Source organism: Nocardia sp. NBC_01388 (genome assembly GCF_045040085.1).
Lineage (GTDB): Bacteria > Actinomycetota > Actinomycetes > Mycobacteriales > Mycobacteriaceae > Nocardia.
The window spans coordinates 5,427,603-5,447,364 of sequence record NZ_CP109553.1; the positions used below are offsets into that span (position 1 = coordinate 5,427,603).

A 19,762-nucleotide genomic window follows, 5' to 3' on the forward strand; every position below is an offset into this window, starting at 1 on the left:
CATAGGGGAAGCACCATGGTGACCGGGGAGGCCGAGGAGCAGATCTGTTCGCCACGAGCTCTTTTCGCGCAGCGATTCACCGAACTCTATGAAGCGGCGGGCAATCCGACTCTCCGCCGGGTCGCCACCGCGGCGGAAGCCCGGATGCGCGCCGCCCAGGGCAATCGTCCGGGCGGCGCGTCCGCCCAGCGCATCAGCGATTGGAAGGCCGGCCGAAATGTCCCGGCCCGCTTCGAATCCCTGCTCCCGGTGGTGCTCACCCTCGTCGAACTCGCCCGCAAAGCCGGGCACTCACTCCCCCGCGAACTCGCGGAAACCCGCGAATGGCAACGCCTCTGGCACGCCGCCACCACATGGAACCCCGAAGAGGACAACCACGCCGCCTGCCCCTACCCCGGCCTGACCTCCTACCGCCCGGAAAACCGCACCCTGTTCTTCGGCCGCACCCGCGCCACCACAGAACTCACCGCCCTGGTCCGCGATTCCACCGGCATGGTCGCCGTGATCGGCGCCTCCGGCGCGGGCAAATCCTCCCTGCTCGGCGCAGGTCTGCTACCCACCCTCGCCGACTGGGAGACAACAGCTCTCACCCCCGGCGCACACCCGCTCGCCACCCTCTTCGAGACCGTCACGGGCAACGTGTCCTCCGAGACATATCCGAACCTCGCGCTCACACCGGACGGCAGCCGCACCGCCGCGGTGCCGGTCTCACAAGCCACCGCAGACCCGCACACTGCGCCCGGCGCGGGTACCGGACCCACACCGAAATCAGCAGCCGCCTCGAACCCACAGGATGCGCCGGAATCGCCGACCGGTACCGGATCGGGGTACGGGGTCGGATCGGAATCAGATTCTGCCCCAGCAGATCCCGGCACCGCTTCCACCGCAATCCAGGTCGCCGTGATCCGCGCGGCGCTGGCTCCGCGCAGCGGCGGTCCGCGGCGGCTGCTGGTCATCGACCAATTCGAGGAACTGTTCACCGCGTGTGACAGCGAGCAGGAACGCGAGGAGTTCCTGGCCGTGCTGAACAGCTGCGCCGAGCGCGCCGATGATCCGATCGCCGTGGTGGTCGCGCTGCGGGCCGACTTCTACGCACACTGCCTGAACTACCTGGTCCTGCAGGATGCCCTCGAACACCGCAGCTATCTGCTCGGCCCGATGCGCCCCGACGAACTGGCGCAGGCGATTTCGGGCCCGGCGCGGGCTGTCGGCCTGGAGCTGGAACCCGGCCTCGAAGAACTGGTGATCACCGAATTGTGCGGCGCCGGTGACCATTACGGCCGCCGCACCTACGATCCGGGCGCCCTCCCCCTGCTCTCGCACGTCATGGCCGCGACCTGGCAGCACCGGGAAGGCCGCCGCCTCACCGTCACCGGCTACCGCAATGCCGGCGGCGTGGTCGGCTCGGTCGCCGAAACCGCCGAATACGCCTGGAACGAACTCTCTTCCACCCAGCGCGAGGCCGCCAAGGCGATCCTGCTCGGACTGGTCACGGTGACCCAGGGCTCCCGCGACACCCGCCGCCCCGCCCAGCGCCCGGACCTCCTAAGCCGCGTCTCCGACCCCGAAGACGCCACCGCCGCACTGGAATTGCTCTCCCGCACCCGCCTCATCACCCTGGATTCCGACGCGGTCACCCTGACCCACGAAATCATCCTCACCGCCTGGCCCCGCCTCCGCGCCTGGATCGACGAAGACCGAGTCGGCTATCTCACCCGCCAGCGCCTGGAAACCGACGCCGCCGAATGGGCTGCCCAAGAGCGCGATTCCTCCCTCCTCTACCGAGGCACCCGCCTGCACAACGCCCTCGACAACGTAGACCCACCCCCGGTCGGTCCCCTGGCCCACGAATTCCTCACCGCCGCGACAAGCGCACGCAAGAAGATCAGCCGCCGCTCCCGGTTCCGTCGAATCAACATGCTGCTCCTCACGGTAGTCCTGCTTATCACCGCCTCCGGCCTCTACTACCAGAACCGCCTCGCCGACCAGCGGCGCGACGACAAGGACTTCGCCGCCGTACTCACCGCCGCCGACCAAGCGCAGCAAACGGATCCGTCGCTGGCAGCCCAAATGAATCTGATCGCCTGGCGCATGCATCCCGGTGATTCGGCCGTGCGGTCCCGACTGTGGCAGACCGAGGCCAGTCCGCTGGTCACGATCACCGCCGCCCATTCGCAGGCCGTCAAGAGGATCGAGTACCAGCCTGGCGGCCAGGTGCTCGCGTCACTGTCCGAGAACGACGGCAGTCTGCGACTGTGGGACACCACCGACATGAGGCATCCCCGAGCATTGAGCCAGCAGATCAACGGGATCAGTGAGGTCGCCATGAGCTCACAGAGTGCCCTCATGGCCACCACGAATGTGCACGATGCACCCGATCACGGTGTCACACTCTGGGATATCTCGGTGCCGGCGGCACCTCGCCGTCTGGCCACCCTGCCCGGCCTGTCCGATGCGCAGGATGCCCGGGTGGCGTTCGCACCCGACGGCCACACGCTCGCCGCACTGACCCTCACCCACCTCACGCTCTGGAACGTGAGCAATCCCGCCGGCCCGATCCTGACCTCGTCCAAGCAGGTGCGCGACGAGCATGCCTCCGGATTGATCGGTCCGATCGGCTTCAGCCCGAACGGCAGATTGCTGGGCCGCATCAACAACGGCACCATGTCCAACACCGCAGAGCTGTGGGATGTCGCCGATCCGACCAACCCCACGCCGGTGAACCCTTCCGTCAGCGGCAGCACCACAGGCCCGCTGATCGCCTTCGCCTTCAGCCCCGACGGCACCGTGCTGGCGGTCGGCGCCGACTACGACGGCACCGCGACGAACGGGACCAATTCCAATGTGCAGCTGTGGAATATCGCGGATCCACAACACGCGCGATTGCTGTCGACGCTGTCCACCGACCGACTCGGCCTGTCCATGATGGAGTTCTCGCCGAACGGCGAACTGCTGGCGACAAGCGGCAGTCGCGGGCCGACACTCTGGAACGTCACCGATCCGGCCGATCCGATCCGCTCGATCGACAACATGACAATGAATCCCACCCTGTGCCACCTGGACAGCCTGACGACGCCCTGCTCCGGCGGCCCCACAACGTTCGACTTCGCCCCCGACGGGCGTACGGTGGCCGCCGGTGGTCTCAGTGGCAGCATTCAGATCTGGTCACTGCCGCCCGCTGTACTCACCGGGCGCACCGGGTGGGCCGCGCCGCCCGTATTCGCCGCGAACGGCGCCCGCATGGCCACCAACTCCGGCGACGGCCGCATTGCGCTGTGGGATATCCGAAATCCTCAGATGCCCAAGCGAATCGGCGAGTATCGCACCGACACCGCCTACGGATGGGGAAAGCTGTCCGCGGACGGCAATACGCTCCTGGTGCTGGACTATCTGCACGGCGCCGTGCAGACGCTCGACGCGTCCGACGCCGCACATATCCGCAGACGTGGTGAATGGCGTATTCCCACCTCCACCGCACTCACCTCCACTGCACCCGCCGGCATGACCTTCAGCGCTGATCTTCGGCTCATGGCCACCACCAGCGGGAACATGGTGCAGCTCTGGGATTTCTCGGATACGGTCCAGCCGAAGGCCATCGGCAATCGATTTCCGATGCCGGAGGGCCACAGCATGCCCCTGTTCGGTTCCGACGGCAGGACATTGATCTTCCTTTCGACCACCGAGACGGCCGCACATCAGGAATTCTCACTGACGTTGTGGAACATCGCCGATCCGGCACAGCCGCAACGGATCTCGGAGTTGGTGCGGCAACCCGCCTCGGAGGTCGACACCGGTGCCCTCACGCCCGACCGCAGGACCATGATCACGACCAGCAACGAACTGATCCAGGCCTGGGATATCGGCAATCCGGCGAAACCGGTCCGGCTCGGTGCGCCGTTCACCGCGAACACTCTGCCCATCCAGCCGGTCGGGTTCACCGCGGATTCCCGCACCCTGGTCACCGTCGGAGTGGACGGCACACTGCAAGAGTGGGATCTCACCGACCGGGCCCACCCCGCGAATATCGGCACCCTGGTGCAATCAGACGCGTACGCCTGGAATGCCACACTCGCACCCGACGGCCGGCACGCGGCCTCGAGCTCCAGAGACGGCACGGTGCACCTGTGGGATCTGGACGAGCAGCATGCCATCGATCGCATCTGCACCGTCACCGGCTCGATGTGGACTCCCGAGCTGTGGCGGCGCTATCTACCTCAGCTGCCCTACAAGCCACCATGTAATTGACCGGCACAGCGGAGATCTCACGCTGACCACCCCGCATCTGAAGCGTCACCGGCACGCTGCGGACTCCTCGGCTGCGGCAGCGCTGTCTACCGCGACCGGTCTACCGGCCACCGTGCGGTCGATCGGTGCATCGATCCGTGTGCTGACCATGTCGATAGCGCGCCTGCGGGCAAGTTCAGGTGGTGTTTCAGGGTGTTCCCCGATGCGCCCGGAGCTGCCCCGCAACGACTATGGAACCCATGACGAGAACGAGCGACTGGTCCAGGGGCACCGGGCGTGCCGGGTTCGCTGATCAACTTCACGATATGTGGCAGACCCGGCCGGTTCGGCTGCCGAACAATGGGCCGATCGCGGGGGTGGCGGCCGGGTTCGGGCGGCGGTACAACGTGGATCCGGTGCTGGTGCGGGTCGCGTTCGTCACGTCGGCACTGTTCGGCGGGGCGGGGATCGTGCTCTATCTGATGGCCTGGCTGCTACTGAGCCAGTCGGGCGACCAATCCTCCGCGGCCGAATCGCTTTTCGGCCGGGGGCAGAGCTCGCAGACCTCGTCCAAGACCATTGTGCTGCTGGTGGCGCTGGGTATCGCCGTCACCACCGTCGGTCCCGTCGGCGTCGGACTGGGCGGGTCGGGCGTGATCAGCTTCGCGCTCATGCTGGCCGGCTGGTGGCTGCTGCACCAGCGGCAGCCGGCACCGCCGCAGGACTATCTGGAGCAGGCTGCCGCCGATGCGACGCTCGGTGAGTTCCCCATGGCGAACTCACCGTTCTGGACCGGATACCCGGGCACCACAGCACCATTCGACACCTACGGGCCGTACACGAAGCTGCCGGACAGCTACCAGCCCGATCCGAACCAGCCACCGGCTTCGGACGCTCCCACGGAAGCCTTTGCCCAGCACGGCTTTTCACCGGAGACCGGGTCGCCGACTCAGGACACCGCAGTGCTGAAGTCCGATCAGGATGTGCCGCAGGATGTCTCGACTCCTGCAGCGGAATCGGAGATCGTGGTGCTGCGCAAGCCCGAGGCGAGCACCCCTGCGAATCAGGATGTTCCGACACCGGCCGACGACCAGGCGACGGTCGTGCTCCACAAGGATTCCGCGAACCTGAACGACTCCTCGACCGAATCCGAGGCGGGCGACACCGAATCCGGAGCGGGCAACACCTCGGAAGCGCCACAGGATCAGCTGCCCGACGGCACACCGCCTGTCCTGCACCGGATTCCGTCCGCCTCCGAGCGCCCCTACACCGCCTACGGCCCCGCCCCCATCTCCCCCGACTTCGGCCCCACCCCACCCGGCTGGGATCCGCTCGGCGTCGCCCCACTGGCCTGGGATCTGCCCGAACCCGGCCCCGGCTCGGTCCAGCAGACCCTCCCGGCACAGGCCGCACCGCGCAAACCCCGCTCCCGCCTGACCCTCATGGTGATCGGCCTGGCCATCCTGGCCGCGGCCGCCGCCGGAGCAGCGGCCGCCTCGGGTGTGGAGTGGATGACGCCCAGCCGCATCGGCGCCGCCGCACTGGCCGTGATCGCACTCGGTTTGATCGTCGGCGCCTTCCTGCGGCGCGGCTACGGACTCATGGTCCTGCTTGCGCCCCTTGCCGGTTTCGTCATTCTGTCCTCGCTGATCGGCCCCATCGAATTCGACAAGGGCTCGGTGGGCGATCACCGATGGGCCGCGGTGGCGCAGACCGAACTGCTGCCGGCGTATCACGTCTCGATGGGCTCGGCGACGCTCGACCTGAGCAAACTGCAGCTCACCGAGGATCGGGCCGTCAAGGTCTCGGTGCGCATGGGTGACGCCCGGGTGGTACTGCCCCAGAACCTGCGTGTCGACACCACTTGCACTGTGCGCATGGGTGATTCGAACTGCGTAAGTGGAATGTCAGGGCCCGCAACGGGTCCGGTGCTGAATCTGACCGTCGATGTGCAGATGGGAAACGCGGAGGTGAATCGTGGCTGAGCAGAAGAATCGTCGTCCGTCGTTCTCGCTGCTACTGGCAGGACTGCTGGGACTCGGTGTGAGCGTGTGGGCCTTCATCGGCCCGCACTCCTGGCCGGTATCAGGTGGACTGTCACTGGGGTGGATCGTGGTGATCGCCGCAATCGTTGTCGGTATCGTATTGGTTCTGTCGCCCCGTAAGAACAGCGACTAGCGCGCCGCGCTGCCCCACCCTCGCCGGGGCAGCGCGGACGCCTTCGCGGACTGCCCTCCGAGAAGGCCGAAGGCCCCGCCTAATTCGGCGGGGCCTTCGCTCATCCCAGGTGACAACTGATTTCGTGAGGCCCGGGTAACTCCCCGGGACCCCCGAAACAGGTTCGGCACCCAACCGGCGGCACGCGTGCGCGGCCGTCAACGGCACCCGGGCCATGCGTTAAAGGTTCGGGGAGGCGGCACCGCTCACTCCCATTCGATGGTGCCCGGCGGCTTGCTGGTCACATCGAGCACCACGCGGTTGACATCCGGTACCTCGTTGGTGATGCGGGTCGAAATGCGTTCCAGCACCTCGTACGGCAGGCGGGTCCAGTCGGCCGTCATGGCGTCCTCGCTGGACACCGGGCGCAGCACGATCGGATGACCGTAGGTGCGGCCGTCGCCCTGTACACCGACACTGCGCACATCGGCCAGCAGCACCACTGGGCACTGCCAGATCGACTTGTCCAGACCGGCGGCGGTGAGCTCCTCGCGGGCGATGGCGTCGGCCTGCCGCAGCAGTTCGAGCCGCTCGAAGGTGACCTCACCGATAATGCGGATGGCCAAGCCTGGACCCGGGAACGGCTGGCGCGCAACGATTTCCTCGGGCAGGCCGAGCTCGCGGCCGACGGCACGCACCTCGTCCTTGAAGAGCAACCGCAGCGGTTCGACCAGATCGAATTCGAGATCGTCGGGCAGGCCACCGACATTGTGGTGGCTCTTGATATTCGCGGTGCCGGTACCGCCACCGGATTCGACGACGTCCGGGTACAGCGTGCCCTGGACCAGGTATTCGACCTTGGTCTCACCCTGCTCGCCGACAACCTCGGCGACCGCGTCCTCGAAGGCCCGGATGAACTCCCGGCCGATGATCTTGCGCTTCTCCTCCGGGTCGGTGACGCCCTTCAGCTCACTCTGGAACTTGTCCACAGCGTCCACGGTCACCAGCCGGGCGCCGGTCGCGGCGACAAAATCGCGCTGCACCTGCTCCCGCTCGCCCGCCCGCAGCAGCCCGTGATCGACGAACACGCAGGTCAGGTTGTCGCCGATGGCCCGCTGCACCAGCGCCGCCGCCACCGCGGAATCCACACCGCCGGACAGACCGCAGATGGCGTGACCGTCACCGACCTGCTCGCGCACCTGAGCAACCAGCGCCTCGGCGATATTCGACGCCGTCCACGCCGCCGGAATCCCGGCGATCTCGTGCAGGAACCGGCTCAGCACCTGCTGGCCGTGCGGCGAATGCAGCACCTCGGGGTGGTACTGCACACCCGCGAGCCGCCGCTCCAGATTCTCGAACGCCGCGACCGGCGCACCGGCGGAGGTACCGGTGACCTCGAAACCGGCGGGCGCATCGGTGACCGCGTCACCGTGGCTCATCCACACCGGCTGCCGGGTCGGCAGGCCGCCGTGCAGAACGCCGCCGTCCACACTCAACTCGGTACGCCCGTATTCACGGGTTCCGGTATGCGAAACGGTGCCGCCGAGCGCCTGCGCCATGGCCTGGAAGCCGTAGCAGATACCGAAAACCGGCACATCGAGATCGAACAGCCGCGGATCCAGCTGCGGCGCCCCCTCGGCATACACACTGGACGGACCACCCGAAAGAATCACGGCGAGAGGGTTCTTCTCCGCGATCTCCTCGACGGTGGCCGTATGCGGAACCACCTCGGAGTACACACTGGCCTCGCGCACCCGGCGCGCGATCAGCTGCGCGTACTGCGCGCCGAAGTCGACAACAAGGACTGGTCGCTGGGTATCTGCCACCGAATCAGTCTAAGGAGCGATCCCCACCACACCACACCCGCCTCACAGTCCCGCAAGGGGTACCGCAGTCAAGGCGTCCTCGCGTCGCCGAAGGCGACAACTGATTTCGTTCCGGTCGGGGTAACTCCCCGGGTACCGCCAAAATAGTTTCGGCTCCCAATCGCCACTACGCGTGCCCATTTGTCCACGGCACCCGAGCTGTGCGCTGAAGGTGCGGAGAGGCGGGACCGCAAAGCGGCGCTGATTGTCACCGGTGCTGGCTATCCTCTACCTCGTGCCATTCGCCCGTGCGATCGATGCAGAGATCCACTACGAAGACAGCGGGGGCGAGGGTCCGGTACTGCTGCTGGGGCACGAATTCCTCATGGACAGAACAATGTTCGCCTCGCAAACGGCCGCATTGACCCCGGAGTTCCGGCTGGTGTCCTGGGATGCCCGCGGGCACGGTCGCACTCGGGACGAGGGGCTGCCGTTCACCTACTGGACCTGCGCCCGCGACGCGCTGACCGTGCTGGATCAACTCGGCGCGCAGCAGGCGGTACTGGGCGGGATCTCGCAGGGCGGGTTCATCGCGCTGCGCACGGCCCTGCTCGCGCCCGAACGTGTTGCGGCACTCGTGCTCATGAGCACCGAGGCGCACGAACCCTCCCGCGCCGAACTCGCCAATGCCCGCAATTTCCTCGACAAATGGAATGAGGAGGGCCCGCGCCCAGCCCTGGCGGACCATCTGGCGCACTGGCTCATCGGCGATGACGAATGGTCCCGCACCATGTGGGTGGAACGCTGGCTGGCCCGCGATCCGGATGCCATCGAGGTGGCCGCAGGCGCCCTCCTCACCCGCGATTCGATCCTGGATCGACTACACCAGATCACCTGCCCCGCACTGGTTATCCACCCCACCCACAGCGGCGTCCCCCGCGCCCACGCCCGCGAACTCGCCGACCGCCTGCCCGACGCCCGCTACCTGGAAATCGAAGGCGGCCGCCAAACCGTCAGCATGACCCACCCCGCAGCCGTCAACACCGCCATCCGCGAATTCCTGCACGACCACATCGTCCCCCGCAGCTCCACCACCAACCCCCGCATGCTGACCCGCCTCTCCGAACCTTCAGCGCACAACCTGGGTGCCGTCGACGGTACCGACGCGTAGTGCGGTTGGGAGCGGAAACTATTTCGGGGGTACCCGGGGAGTTACCCCGACCTCACGAGATCAGTTGTCGCCCTTAGAACATCACGAGCGGTATCGGCCCTACAGATTTCGCCCCCTGCCCATCACGCCCGAAGGCGGATGAACAGGGGGCGAAGATCTTGGGCCGCTGTCAACCACGTTGTTCGTCTCGTAGAGACAACACTTAGACCCTGATGTTCAGGCCGACCTTCTGGAACTCCTTGAGGTCCGAGTAGCCGGTCTTGGCCATTGCGCGACGCAGGCCGCCGACCAGATTCAGCGAACCGAACGGGTCGTTGGACGGGCCCTCCAGCACCTGCGCGAGCGGGACGCGCTCCTCGTCGATGGCGTACGGCAGCAGCGCGCCGCGCGGGACCGACGGGTGCGCGGCGGCGGACGGCCAGTACCAGCCGGCGCCGGGCGCCTCCTGTGCCAGCGACAGCGGCACGCCCAGCATGACCGCGTCGGCGCCGCAGGCGATGGCCTTGGCGATATGGCCGGAGGACAGCGTCTCGCCGTCGGCGATCACATGCACGTAGCGACCACCGGTCTCGTCCAGGTAGTCGCGGCGGGCGGCCGCGGCATCGGCGATGGCGGTGGCCATGGGCAGGCGGATGCCGAGCACCTCATTGGTGGTCGTGGCGCCCTGCATCGAGCCGTAGCCGACGATCACGCCGGCCGCACCGGTGCGCATGAGGTGCAGCGCGGTGCGGTGATCGCTCACGCCGCCGGCCACCACGGGCACATCCAGTTCGGCGATGAAGGTCTTGAGGTTCAGCGGCTCGCCGTCTCCGACGTGCTCGGCGGAGATGATAGTGCCGTGCACGACCAGCAGGTCGATCCCGGCCTGCACCAGGCTCGGGGTGAGCGCACGCGCGTTCTGCGGGCTGACCCGCACCGCGGTGGTCACACCGGCGGCACGCACCTCGGCGACAGCGGCCGCGAGCAGCTCGGGCCGCATGGGCGCCGCATGCAGCTCCTGTAGCAGTGCCACAGCGGCCTCGGTGCCCTCCTTCTCGGCGACCTCGGTCAGCTGCTGGATCTTGGCCTCGACGTCGGCATGCCGAGCCCACAGGCCCTCACCGTTGATGACACCCAGCCCGCCGGCCTTGCCCAGTTCGATGGCGAACCGCGGCGACACCAGCGCATCGGTCGGATGCGCCAGGAACGGAATCTCGAACCGGTAGGCATCGAGCTGCCAGCCCACGGACACCTGCTTCGACGAACGAGTCCGCCGGGACGGCACGATGTCGATATCGTCCAGTTCGTAGGTGCGCCGGGCAGTCCGGCCCATGCCGATCTCGACCATATCGCGCATGCGAGTCAGTCCTCTCTGTGTTTGATTGCCTCCGCTCCGCTACGGCGGATTCGCGGCCCTGGGAGTCTCGGTCTTCCCTCCTCCGCTCCTCCGCTTCGCTCCCCCGCTCCGTCAGTCCAGACCGAGACGGGCCGCGAATCAGAGGGTAAGGGAACAGAATTCGGAGGAGGGAAGGGCAATCAGGCTCGGGTGGTGTAGTTGGGGGCCTCGACGGTCATGGTGATGTCGTGCGGGTGCGACTCCTTCAGACCCGCCGCCGTGATCTGAACGAACTGCGCCGCCTGCAGATCCGGAATGGTCTGCGCGCCGGTGTAACCCATCGCGGCACGCACACCACCCACCAGCTGGTGGATCACCTGGTCCAGCGGACCGCGGAACGGCACCCGGCCCTCGATGCCCTCGGGCACCAGCTTCTTCTCCGACAGCACATCGTCCTGGAAGTAGCGGTCCTTGGAGTACGACTTGGCCTCGCCCCGACTCTGCATGGCGCCCAGCGAACCCATACCGCGGTAGCTCTTGAACTGCTTGCCGCCCACCAGAATCAGCTCACCCGGCGATTCGGCGGTACCCGCCAGCAGCGAACCCAGCATGACGGTCGACGCGCCGGCGGCAATGGCCTTGGCGATATCACCGGAGTACTGCACACCGCCGTCGGCGATGACCGGAACCCCGTGCGGCCGGCAGGCCGCGGTGGCCTCGAGAATGGCGGTGATCTGCGGCGCGCCCACGCCGGCGACCACGCGGGTGGTGCAGATGGAACCGGGACCGACACCGACCTTGACAGCGTCCACACCCGCCTCGACCAGCGCCAGCGCACCGGCGCGAGTCGCGACATTGCCGCCGATGATCTGCACCCGGTCGCCGACCTCGGCCTTGACCTTGGCGACCATCTGCAGCACACCCGCCTGATGTCCGTGCGCGGTATCCACGATCAGCACATCGACGCCGACATCGGCCAGGGTCATGGCCCGCGACCACGCATCCTCGCCGACACCGACCGCGGCGCCGACCAGCAGGCGGCCGTCGCGGTCCTTGGTGGCGTTCGGGTACTGCTCGGTCTTGACGAAGTCCTTGACCGTGATGAGGCCGCGCAGTTTGCCGTTGCCGTCCACGATCGGCAGCTTCTCGATCTTGTGGCGGCGCAGCAGACCCAGTGCGGCGGGGGCGGTGACGCCCTCCTGCGCGGTGATCAGCGGCGCGTGCGTCATGATCTCGGCGACCGGGCGGTTCTGATCGACCTCGAAGCGCATATCGCGATTGGTGATGATGCCGACCAGCTGGCCCTGCTCGTCCACGACCGGCAGACCGGAGATGCGGTACCGGGCGCACATGGCGTCGACCTCGGCGAGGGTATCGGTCGGGCGACAGGTGACCGGATCGGTCACCATGCCCGCCTCGGAACGCTTGACCGTCTCCGCCTGGGCGGCCTGCGCGGCCACCGACAGATTGCGGTGCAGCACGCCCATACCGCCCGCCCGCGCCATCGCGATGGCCATCCGAGCCTCGGTGACGGTATCCATGGCGGAGCTCACCAGCGGCGTGCGCAGCGTGATCTCGCGCGTCAGCAGGCTCGAGGTATCGACGGCGCTGGGGATCAGATCGGACGCGGCCGGAAGCAGCAGCACATCATCGAAGGTGAGGCCGAGCATCGCGACCTTGTTCGGATCATCGCCACCCGTATGAGGGCGGCCGGCGTTTCGTTCGCCCGTAACGGGACTGCTCATCGGATCGACCCCTCCTGGAGCTCGGCACAGTCCCCCGGCCCGAATTCGGGCGAGCGACTGGATGAATGACAAAGCCGGCGTTTGCTACCCGGCCTTTGGTCAACCATGGTATCTGTCCCGCAATTCCGAACAGCAGCCACGCCTGAGCCGTGTGCGCTGCACCACCAGAACATCCACAGCAAAGGCCATCGGCCCCGAGTTCGTGGCCCGCCCGGTTCTGGACCGAGCGGAGCAATGCCGCGCAGCGGCGAGCGCAGGGAGGGAAGAACCGGGTAGCAGGGCCGCGAACCGCTCGGAGCGAAGCGGAGGGCAATTGAGCACAGCAGATAACAGAGGGCAAATACCTAACAGCGCTGGCGCAGACACCCTCTTTCTGCGTACCGTGGGACTGTGCGTGACCATCTACCACCTGGCTTGCCGCCGGATCCATTCGCCGGAGATCCCTCCGACCCGTCGGCCGCGCTCGATGCCATCGAGCCGGGGGAACCGTTGGATCCTCACGAGCGCCTAGCGGTCGAAGAGGATCTCGCCGACCTCGCGGTATATGAGGCATTGCTGGCCCACCGCGGAATCCGCGGTCTCGTGGTCAGCTGCGAGGACTGCCGACAGGACCACTACCACGACTGGGATATGTTGCGCGCCAACCTCCTCCAGCTATTGGTGGACGGTACGGTACGCCCCCATGAACCTGCCTACGACCCGACCCCCGAGGCGTACGTCACCTGGGATTACTGCCGTGGTTATGCTGACGCCTCGATGAACGAGGCGTTGCACGGCGACGGGTTCGACGGGTTCGACGTCTAGACAACGGAAACCGGGCCCGCATCCATTCGGAACGCGGGCCCGGCTTTCGGTATGAAGAAGCCGACCATCTCGGCCGGCTGTTTTTCTATGCCTGTGCGCTGATCACTTGGGCAACCCACCCAGCGGTACCGACGGCACGGTCGGGACGAGAGTCACCGGAGGAGCCGGTGACGGCTTTTCCACCGGCGGCTGTGTCACCGGCTGCTGACCACCCGCCGGCGCGGTACCGCCGCCCGCAGGCCCACCCGGCTCACTGGCCGGGGAGGTCTGTGGCGGAACGGTCACCGGCGGCTCCGTCACGTCCACCGAAGGCGGCACCGTGGGCACGGTGACCGGTGGGGTGATGCCGCCGCCGTGCGGAGCCGTGGACGGCTCCGGTTCGACGGGTGAGGCAGCGCGGGGATCGACCGTCGTGCCGCCACCATGGGTCTCGGGCGGCAGCGTCGGATTGACCGTGACGCTCGGGTTGGCGGGGTTCGGCACGACTGTCACCGGCGGGAGCGTAGTGATCGCAGAACTCGGCGACGTCGTCGGAACCAGCGAGTTGTACACGCTCGGCGCCGCCGACTTCAGCTGCGTCAGCAATACCTGCCAGCGATTCTGCAGATCGGTCTTCTTGGTGTCGTCGTTGACCTGACTCGCGTTTGCCGAGGCACTCTCCATCGCGGCCTGCGCCTGCTCCGGATGTCCGTCGCTGATGAGCTGCTGCGCCTGCGTCAGCGCATCATCGGCCCGCGCGACCACCGTGGACTGCGCCTGCTCGCTGAACACAACCTCCTTGACCCGCCACAGCGGATCACCGGGATTTGCGTTGTAGGAGAAGGCGGACAGGCCGCCGATGATCAGAGCGAGCGCCGCCGCCGCACCGAGCAGCGGGCGTACGAGCCGTAGTCGCCCGCCCGACTGGGCTCCGATCCGCGCGTCCCGGGCGCCGATCTCCTGATTGACCGCCGCGACAATGGTGTCCAGATCCGGTCCGGCCGGCATCGGCTCTTCCAGAATCTCCGCACGCCAGTTCGCGAGTAGCGCCGCGAGCTGATACTCCTCACCCGTTCCCGTTTGCACGGGCCCGTCGCCGGAGATGGCATCGATCAGCGCGTCGTCACGGCGCACTGCCGCAATGTCCACCGGTCCGGTGTCACCGGACGCCTCGGCGTAGGGACCGCTGTTCTGCGATCCAAGCCGCTTCCAGTCGCCCCGACCGCGCTCGCCATCCCTAGCCATACATTTCACCTGCCCTCGCCACTTGAGTCTTGAGTTTCGCGAGTGCCCGATGCTGGGCGACTCGTATAGCACCTGCCGTACTGCCCACGGCAACTGCGGTTTCTTCGGCTGACAAACCCATAACCAGGCGGAGGATCAGGATCTCGCGGTGTTTCTCCGGAAGCGTGGCCAGCAGACTGTTCATCTGCCGACTGGTCTCCGAATCGAGAGCTCGCTGTTCCGGCCCCTGGTCGGTGGATATGACATCCGGTACTTCGGCCATGGCATCCGCTTTGTTACGGGCGGCATTGCGATGAGCGTCGGCGACTTTGTGGGAGGCGATGCCATACACGAAAGCCATGAACGGTCGGCCCTGATCCTGATAACGAGGCAGGGCTGTCATGACGGCCAGACAAACCTCCTGCGCGACGTCGTCGGCGGAGAGCTGACCTCTTTCGGCCGACCCGATGCGCGCGCGGCAATATCGCACCACCAGTGGGCGGATGCTCTCCAGTACCTGGGCTAGAGCGGACCGATCGCCCTGCGCGGCGGCAGCGACGACAGCTGGGTCCAACTCCTCACCCGCGTTGTTCATCGTCAGAGCTGTTCCTGGCGTTACGAGTGGCACCACGGCTGGCGGGCCGGTGCTTCCGCGGAGGGGCGGAACGGACCCAACAATAGCGGCTGGCGCATTCGGGCCAGTCGTTACGGGGGTCAGTCTCGGGGACCACTCAGGGACATCTCGGGGAGTGCTCAGGGACAGCCGAGAAGGTCGGTGGCCGAACGCAATCGCCCCCCGCGAGCCTCCAGCAAACGTGCACATTCGACTGCCTCGGCGGCACCGCCGGCCTCCGGGTCCACCCCCGAGCGCAGCATGGCGCATGCCCAGCGCAGCGGCAGCAGTTCGAATTCCCGGCATTCCCTGACGGTTTCGGCGGCGAGGTGACGGGACCGCCCGAGGTCCCCGGAGGCCGCGGCCGCGGCGGCGACCAGTAGCCGGGACTTCACGCGATGGCGCTGCGAGGGTGAGTGCTCGGCCAGTTCGAGCGCCGTTTCGGCATGCGCGAGGGCCGGATCGGAGGTCCCGCCACCGGCCCCCGCGGCGAGCGGAATCCGGCCATCGGGTTCCGGCGCGGCGATCAAGCCGGCGCCGGGAGCGGACAGCGCCGTCTCAGCAGACACCCAGTGCAGGCGGATGCGCTGACGCCACAGGGCCGAAGGCTTGTCCGAGACCGCATCCAACTCCGCATGGCAACGCTGTAGCAGCCGGGCAGCAAGCGCCGGGCGAGCGGTACCGAGGGCGTCCGCGGCCAGGCCCGTCAATGCATCGCAAACCGCTTCGGCGCGAGCAATATCCGACCTGAGGATGACCCCGGAACCGTCGGAACCACTCACGCCGAGCCCGGACGCGGGGTTCGCGGACAGGACGAGGGCGGCGCGGCCGTCGGCCACGGCGGCGTGCGCGTGCCAGCCGAGCTGGCGCAGCAGGGAACCTTCGAGGCTGTGGGTTAGTGAGCGCAGCACCGGATCGGTGGTCCCGGCACGGGCGCGGCGGAGTTCGGTCCGGGCGGCGGCATAGTGCCCGACACCGCCGAGAGCGACCGCGCGCAGCCAGCTCTCCGCAGAATTATCGGGTGTGGGCAATCCGGCAGCAGCGCGACCGGGTTCGGCGCCGAAAGCGGTAGCGGCGAGTAGCGAGTTCACTTCGAGCACAGACACTGCCGCACTGTAACCAGTGCCACCGGGGCCGGCCGCGGCCGCCATATCACAGAAGCGCAGCAACATTGCAGCATTCTCTACTGCGATTATGTTTCCACTCCGTAAATCTGTGCTCGCTATCGGCCAGCACGCCCGTAAGGAATTCGTATGGCGTTTCGCGCTATTAACCTGGCGGCCTCGAATCGGCCATCTCGACCGTCACCATCCGATCGGGCGCAATGGTTGAGATCACGCTGATCGCCACTCCCGCATAGCCCGAGTTGCTGGCATTCGAACTCGAAAAGTGGCCTTCACCAGGTAATTAGCCCACAGGTCTGTGCTATCGCCCGCCGGGTACGCTCCTAGGCAACCGATCAGTATCACCACAGTGGACCCACTTTGTAAACAGCAACGATGTTAATTCTCTAATGCGCCAGTATTTGAATCTCAGCGGAACGCACTATTGACTCGAATTCATTGTCGGACCTAACGTACGACATCGCCGCCATCGGCGCCGTGTGAAATTACGGCCGCCGATGGAGAGCGATCGCCGGGGCACCGGTGATGCCGCCCAACCGTTGCCACAAGCACACGCTCGACAATGCCGACGAGCTCGCACCAAGAGGAGTTCACCATGCCTATGCCGACCCACCTCCCTGGTCCGAATGCCGATGTCTGGGACTGGCAGATGCGCGGGTCCTGCCGGGGACAGGACTCTTCGGTGTTCTTCCATCCGGACGGCGAACGCGGCCGGGCTCGGGCCCAGCGCGAGATGCGCGCCAAGGAAGTCTGCCGGGCCTGCCCCGTCCTGCTGCAGTGCCGTTCACACGCCCTGAAGGTGAGTGAGCCGTACGGAATCTGGGGTGGAATGTCCGAGACCGAGCGTGAGATGCACGCCCGCCGTAACCGCCGCCGGGCGGTCGCATAGTCGTTTTTCTCCCGTACCCCTGTGACTGCTGTTGACCAGCGGTACGGGCGAGGCGCACGGTGCCTTTCGCTCGAGCCACCAGGACGTTGCCGCTGACCACGGGTGGTGCGAGTTCAGGAAATTTCCCATCCGCGCGGCGCGGCGCGCCGAATGCCTAGCAAACAACCGGCCACTGCTCAGGCGGGAATCGGTTCCAGAACTGGCGAGGCTTCGGCGTTTCCCGAAAGCTCCGGCGTGTCACGGCGTGTCCCTCTTCAGGACAGCTTGGGCAAGTCGGTACAAAACGGAAAACCGCTGCGCGACAGTCGTTTTGCCGATACCCCCACCCGAGAGGAGGTTATAGCGGCAGGCTACCCTCGTGGCCGATGACACAGAACGGAGCGTTGTGACAGCGCGGCCGCCGGCCGCAGAGGGCAACTCCTCTGCGATGACGGCGCGCGCAGCCGAAAGCCTCGAGCTAGCCGCACTTCTCTCTCGTTGCGGGGAGTCGGACGAGCGGGCATTCGCCGAGCTGTACGACCGCACCTGCGCACGGGTGTTCGGGCTGGTGCTACGGGTGCTACACGATCCGGGGTACGCGGAGGAGACCACTCAGGAGGTCTACCTCCAGATCTGGCGCACCGCAGCCAATTTCGATCCGGCCAAGGGCTCCGCCGTTACCTGGCTCATGACACTTGCCCATCGCCGCGCGGTCGATCGCGTGCGCGCCGAGCAAGCCCACGCACAGCGCGAAGTCGCTTACGGCACGAGCACACTCGGTAACGAATTCGATGAAGTCACCGAAGAAGTGGGACGACGGCTGGAGCAGCAGGCGGTCCGCCAGGGTCTCGCGACCCTCACGGAGACGCAGCGGGAAGCCATATCGCTCGCCTACTTCGGCGGACGGACATATGCCGAGGTCGCAACCTATCTCGGCGTAGGGTTACCTACCGTTAAGTCCCGTATTCGGGATGGACTGACACGACTCAAGAAAAGTTTGGGAGTGACGTGAGATGAACGAAAGCCAGATCGATCTCGCGCACACTGTCGCGCTGGGATCGATCGGCGACGAGGATCAGCGCGCAGTGCAGGATCTACTGGATACCGGCGACCCGGTGCTGCGCGCGGACTTCACCCAGGAAGTGCAGCACACCCGAGATGCTCTCGCCCAGTTCGCGACCGCGGCGGCCACCCCGCCGCCGCTCGCGCTCCGCGACCGCGTACTCGCCGCCGTAGCAGCAGACCAGGCGCCAGCAACCGCGATACAGCACAACCGCACCGTGCTCTACCCCAGCAATGGGCACAGCCGCGCAGCCAACGACTGAGCAGGCAAACCCAGCTCCGCAATCTTGGGCACCCGCCCAGTCCGTTCGACGGGCGGGAAATCCAGTGCCACACCAGCTTTCATCGAGTATCTTTGACTCGGTCTCAGGCAGCGGTGAAAACCAAGCCGACGTCGGAGACAGCGAAAACTGTTTTACAGGTCAACAGATTTCGACCGTGGATCGGTCGGCGTCCACGGCGAGTTGCGTCGGGACGGTAAAAATGCCCGATGGAAACCTTGTGAGACCCGTACGTGAACGGGCGGAGGTATTGCCACGGGAAGACCCGCATGCTTCGGCATGCCGGCCAACTCCGTTGGGGTAACTCAGCGGATCAGGACGCGGTTGTATACGTTTCCTGAACGGAAGGGGATTCATGGCGCTGCAGATATTGGGCGAGTTCGTCAAGGGACCTACCAGCATTGAAGAGATCGAATCCGTCACCTCCGGGCGCGGGTTGTTCCTGCCACCGGAGGCGGGCGGTGAGGTCTCGCAACTGCTGTCCGCGCTGGCACCTGCCGATCTGAATTCGGCCGTCGTGGAGCTGCGCAACCTCATGCCGGGCGGGGATCTGTTCCACACGGCGGTGCTCGGCCTGCTGTGCGGCACGCTGGTCGAGAACGGCGCCGATCCCGGGGCTGCCCATCGATACGACGCTGGAATTGCTGGTGCGGCAGCTGGACGCCCTCGCCGAGCATCCCGACGAGGCGACCCGGGCCGCCACCCACCTGACCTTCCCCGCGGCCATGACCATGCTGTGCCGGTCCAAGGAAACCCGTAAGCGCTGGCGACTGCGCCCGGAGATGATGGCCCGCCTGGACGAGCTCGAGGAAGCGGGCCTGGTGCCGTTCTTCCTGCGCGAGGTCTTCACCCTCCACGACGATCTGGAGCTGCTGGTCCTCGATCCGCGCAATCACCGCGCCTACCGGTTCCGCCTGATCGGCCTGCGCGACCGCCTCTACCACTGCTACGCGCTGCTGCAGGACGCCTTGCTCCGGCATTGCGGCCCCGGCTATCTCGATGCCGAACCGCTCGATGAGTTCAATGTCCGCTACGCGCGCAATTACGGACTCGACCACGAAGAGCGCAATGCGCAGCACCTCAGCGAGCACGCGCGCTTCAACTTCACCTACCCCGGCGGCCTGTTCATGCCCGGATCCGCCGCGGTCGGCGAACTCCCCACCCTCGACGGCACCCCGTTCTTGCTCGTGGAACCGCGCGGCATCCAGTTCGGCTGGAATCCGTCCAACATGTATCCCGTTGTGCACGAAGCCCTCCGCGCCTCCTGCGACCTGGTCCGCGAGCTCCGCCAGGATGAAACAGATGCCCTCCTCGCGCGCTGCGGCCTGACCTGACCGTCTCGATATCGGCTGCGCCCCGGGCGATCCGGTCGGTTGCGGTCCACCCGGTC

General features: G+C 66.7%; 15 protein-coding genes. 9 read left to right on the forward strand and 6 right to left on the reverse strand.

All coding sequences use genetic code 11. From position 1 onward, the window contains the following. The first annotated feature begins 15 nt into the window (after positions 1-15). The 3 genes from OG716_RS26595 to OG716_RS26605 all read left to right on the forward strand — a co-directional run bounded on the left by OG716_RS26595 (position 16) and on the right by OG716_RS26605 (position 6,402). Positions 16-4,245: a hypothetical protein gene (locus OG716_RS26595; protein ID WP_405133412.1), complete on the forward strand. Its 4,230-nt coding sequence runs from the start codon at positions 16-18 to the stop codon at positions 4,243-4,245. A gap of 239 nt (positions 4,246-4,484) precedes the next feature. Further along, a complete protein-coding gene (locus OG716_RS26600; protein WP_405133413.1) occupies positions 4,485-6,209 on the forward strand; it encodes a PspC domain-containing protein in 1,725 nt (574 codons plus the stop codon). Next, positions 6,202-6,402, forward strand: a complete 201-nt coding sequence (locus tag OG716_RS26605; RefSeq protein WP_297622160.1) for a hypothetical protein — start codon at positions 6,202-6,204, stop codon at positions 6,400-6,402. The genes OG716_RS26600 and OG716_RS26605 overlap by 8 nt, the downstream gene beginning before the upstream one ends. 245 nt (positions 6,403-6,647) lie before the next feature. Here the strand turns inward: OG716_RS26605 and guaA are convergent, their stop codons facing one another. Continuing rightward, a complete protein-coding gene (guaA, locus tag OG716_RS26610; protein ID WP_405133414.1) occupies positions 6,648-8,207 on the reverse strand; it encodes a glutamine-hydrolyzing GMP synthase in 1,560 nt (519 codons plus the stop codon). 274 nt (positions 8,208-8,481) lie between these two features. Between guaA and OG716_RS26615 the strand changes: the two genes are divergently transcribed. Beyond that, positions 8,482-9,357, forward strand: coding sequence for an alpha/beta fold hydrolase (locus OG716_RS26615; RefSeq protein ID WP_405133416.1), 876 nt, complete (start codon positions 8,482-8,484; stop codon positions 9,355-9,357). 202 nt (positions 9,358-9,559) lie between these two features. Here the strand turns inward: OG716_RS26615 and OG716_RS26620 are convergent, their stop codons facing one another. Together OG716_RS26620 and guaB are read right to left on the reverse strand one after the other, a co-directional pair. After that, a complete protein-coding gene (locus tag OG716_RS26620; RefSeq protein ID WP_405133417.1) occupies positions 9,560-10,693 on the reverse strand; it encodes a GuaB3 family IMP dehydrogenase-related protein in 1,134 nt (377 codons plus the stop codon). Positions 10,694-10,872: 179 nt separating this feature from the next. Then, positions 10,873-12,417: an IMP dehydrogenase gene (gene guaB, locus OG716_RS26625; protein ID WP_327143833.1), complete on the reverse strand. Its 1,545-nt coding sequence runs from the start codon at positions 12,415-12,417 to the stop codon at positions 10,873-10,875. Positions 12,418-12,807: 390 nt separating this feature from the next. On the opposite strand from guaB, the gene OG716_RS26630 reads away from it, so the two are divergent. After that, positions 12,808-13,221: a DUF5319 domain-containing protein gene (locus OG716_RS26630; protein ID WP_029923780.1), complete on the forward strand. Its 414-nt coding sequence runs from the start codon at positions 12,808-12,810 to the stop codon at positions 13,219-13,221. Positions 13,222-13,323: 102 nt separating this feature from the next. Here the strand turns inward: OG716_RS26630 and OG716_RS26635 are convergent, their stop codons facing one another. From OG716_RS26635 to OG716_RS26645, 3 genes are all read right to left on the reverse strand, one after another. Further along, complete coding sequence (locus OG716_RS26635) at positions 13,324-14,445, reverse strand: anti-sigma-D factor RsdA (protein WP_405133418.1); 1,122 nt, start codon at positions 14,443-14,445, stop codon at positions 13,324-13,326. Then, positions 14,438-15,019, reverse strand: a complete 582-nt coding sequence (locus OG716_RS26640; protein WP_297622143.1) for a sigma-70 family RNA polymerase sigma factor — start codon at positions 15,017-15,019, stop codon at positions 14,438-14,440. Before OG716_RS26640 ends, OG716_RS26635 begins: the two co-directional genes overlap by 8 nt. Positions 15,020-15,177: 158 nt before the next feature. After that, on the reverse strand, positions 15,178-16,143 hold the full coding sequence (locus OG716_RS26645) for a hypothetical protein (RefSeq protein WP_405133419.1): 966 nt from the start codon (positions 16,141-16,143) through the stop codon (positions 15,178-15,180). Positions 16,144-16,756: 613 nt separating this feature from the next. Here OG716_RS26645 and OG716_RS26650 point away from each other — a divergent pair. The 4 genes from OG716_RS26650 to OG716_RS26665 all read left to right on the forward strand — a co-directional run bounded on the left by OG716_RS26650 (position 16,757) and on the right by OG716_RS26665 (position 19,706). After that, positions 16,757-17,050, forward strand: a complete 294-nt coding sequence (locus tag OG716_RS26650; protein WP_153805677.1) for a WhiB family transcriptional regulator — start codon at positions 16,757-16,759, stop codon at positions 17,048-17,050. Positions 17,051-17,477: 427 nt separating this feature from the next. After that, entirely contained in the window at positions 17,478-18,041 is a 564-nt protein-coding gene (locus tag OG716_RS26655) for a sigma-70 family RNA polymerase sigma factor (RefSeq protein ID WP_327146400.1), read from the forward strand. A gap of 1 nt (position 18,042) precedes the next feature. Further along, the gene (locus OG716_RS26660; RefSeq protein WP_405133420.1) at positions 18,043-18,354 is read left to right on the forward strand and encodes an RskA family anti-sigma factor; all 312 of its coding nucleotides are present in this window, start codon (positions 18,043-18,045) and stop codon (positions 18,352-18,354) included. Positions 18,355-19,019: 665 nt separating this feature from the next. Further along, positions 19,020-19,706, forward strand: a complete 687-nt coding sequence (locus tag OG716_RS26665; RefSeq protein WP_405133421.1) for a hypothetical protein — start codon at positions 19,020-19,022, stop codon at positions 19,704-19,706. Positions 19,707-19,762 lie beyond the last annotated feature (56 nt).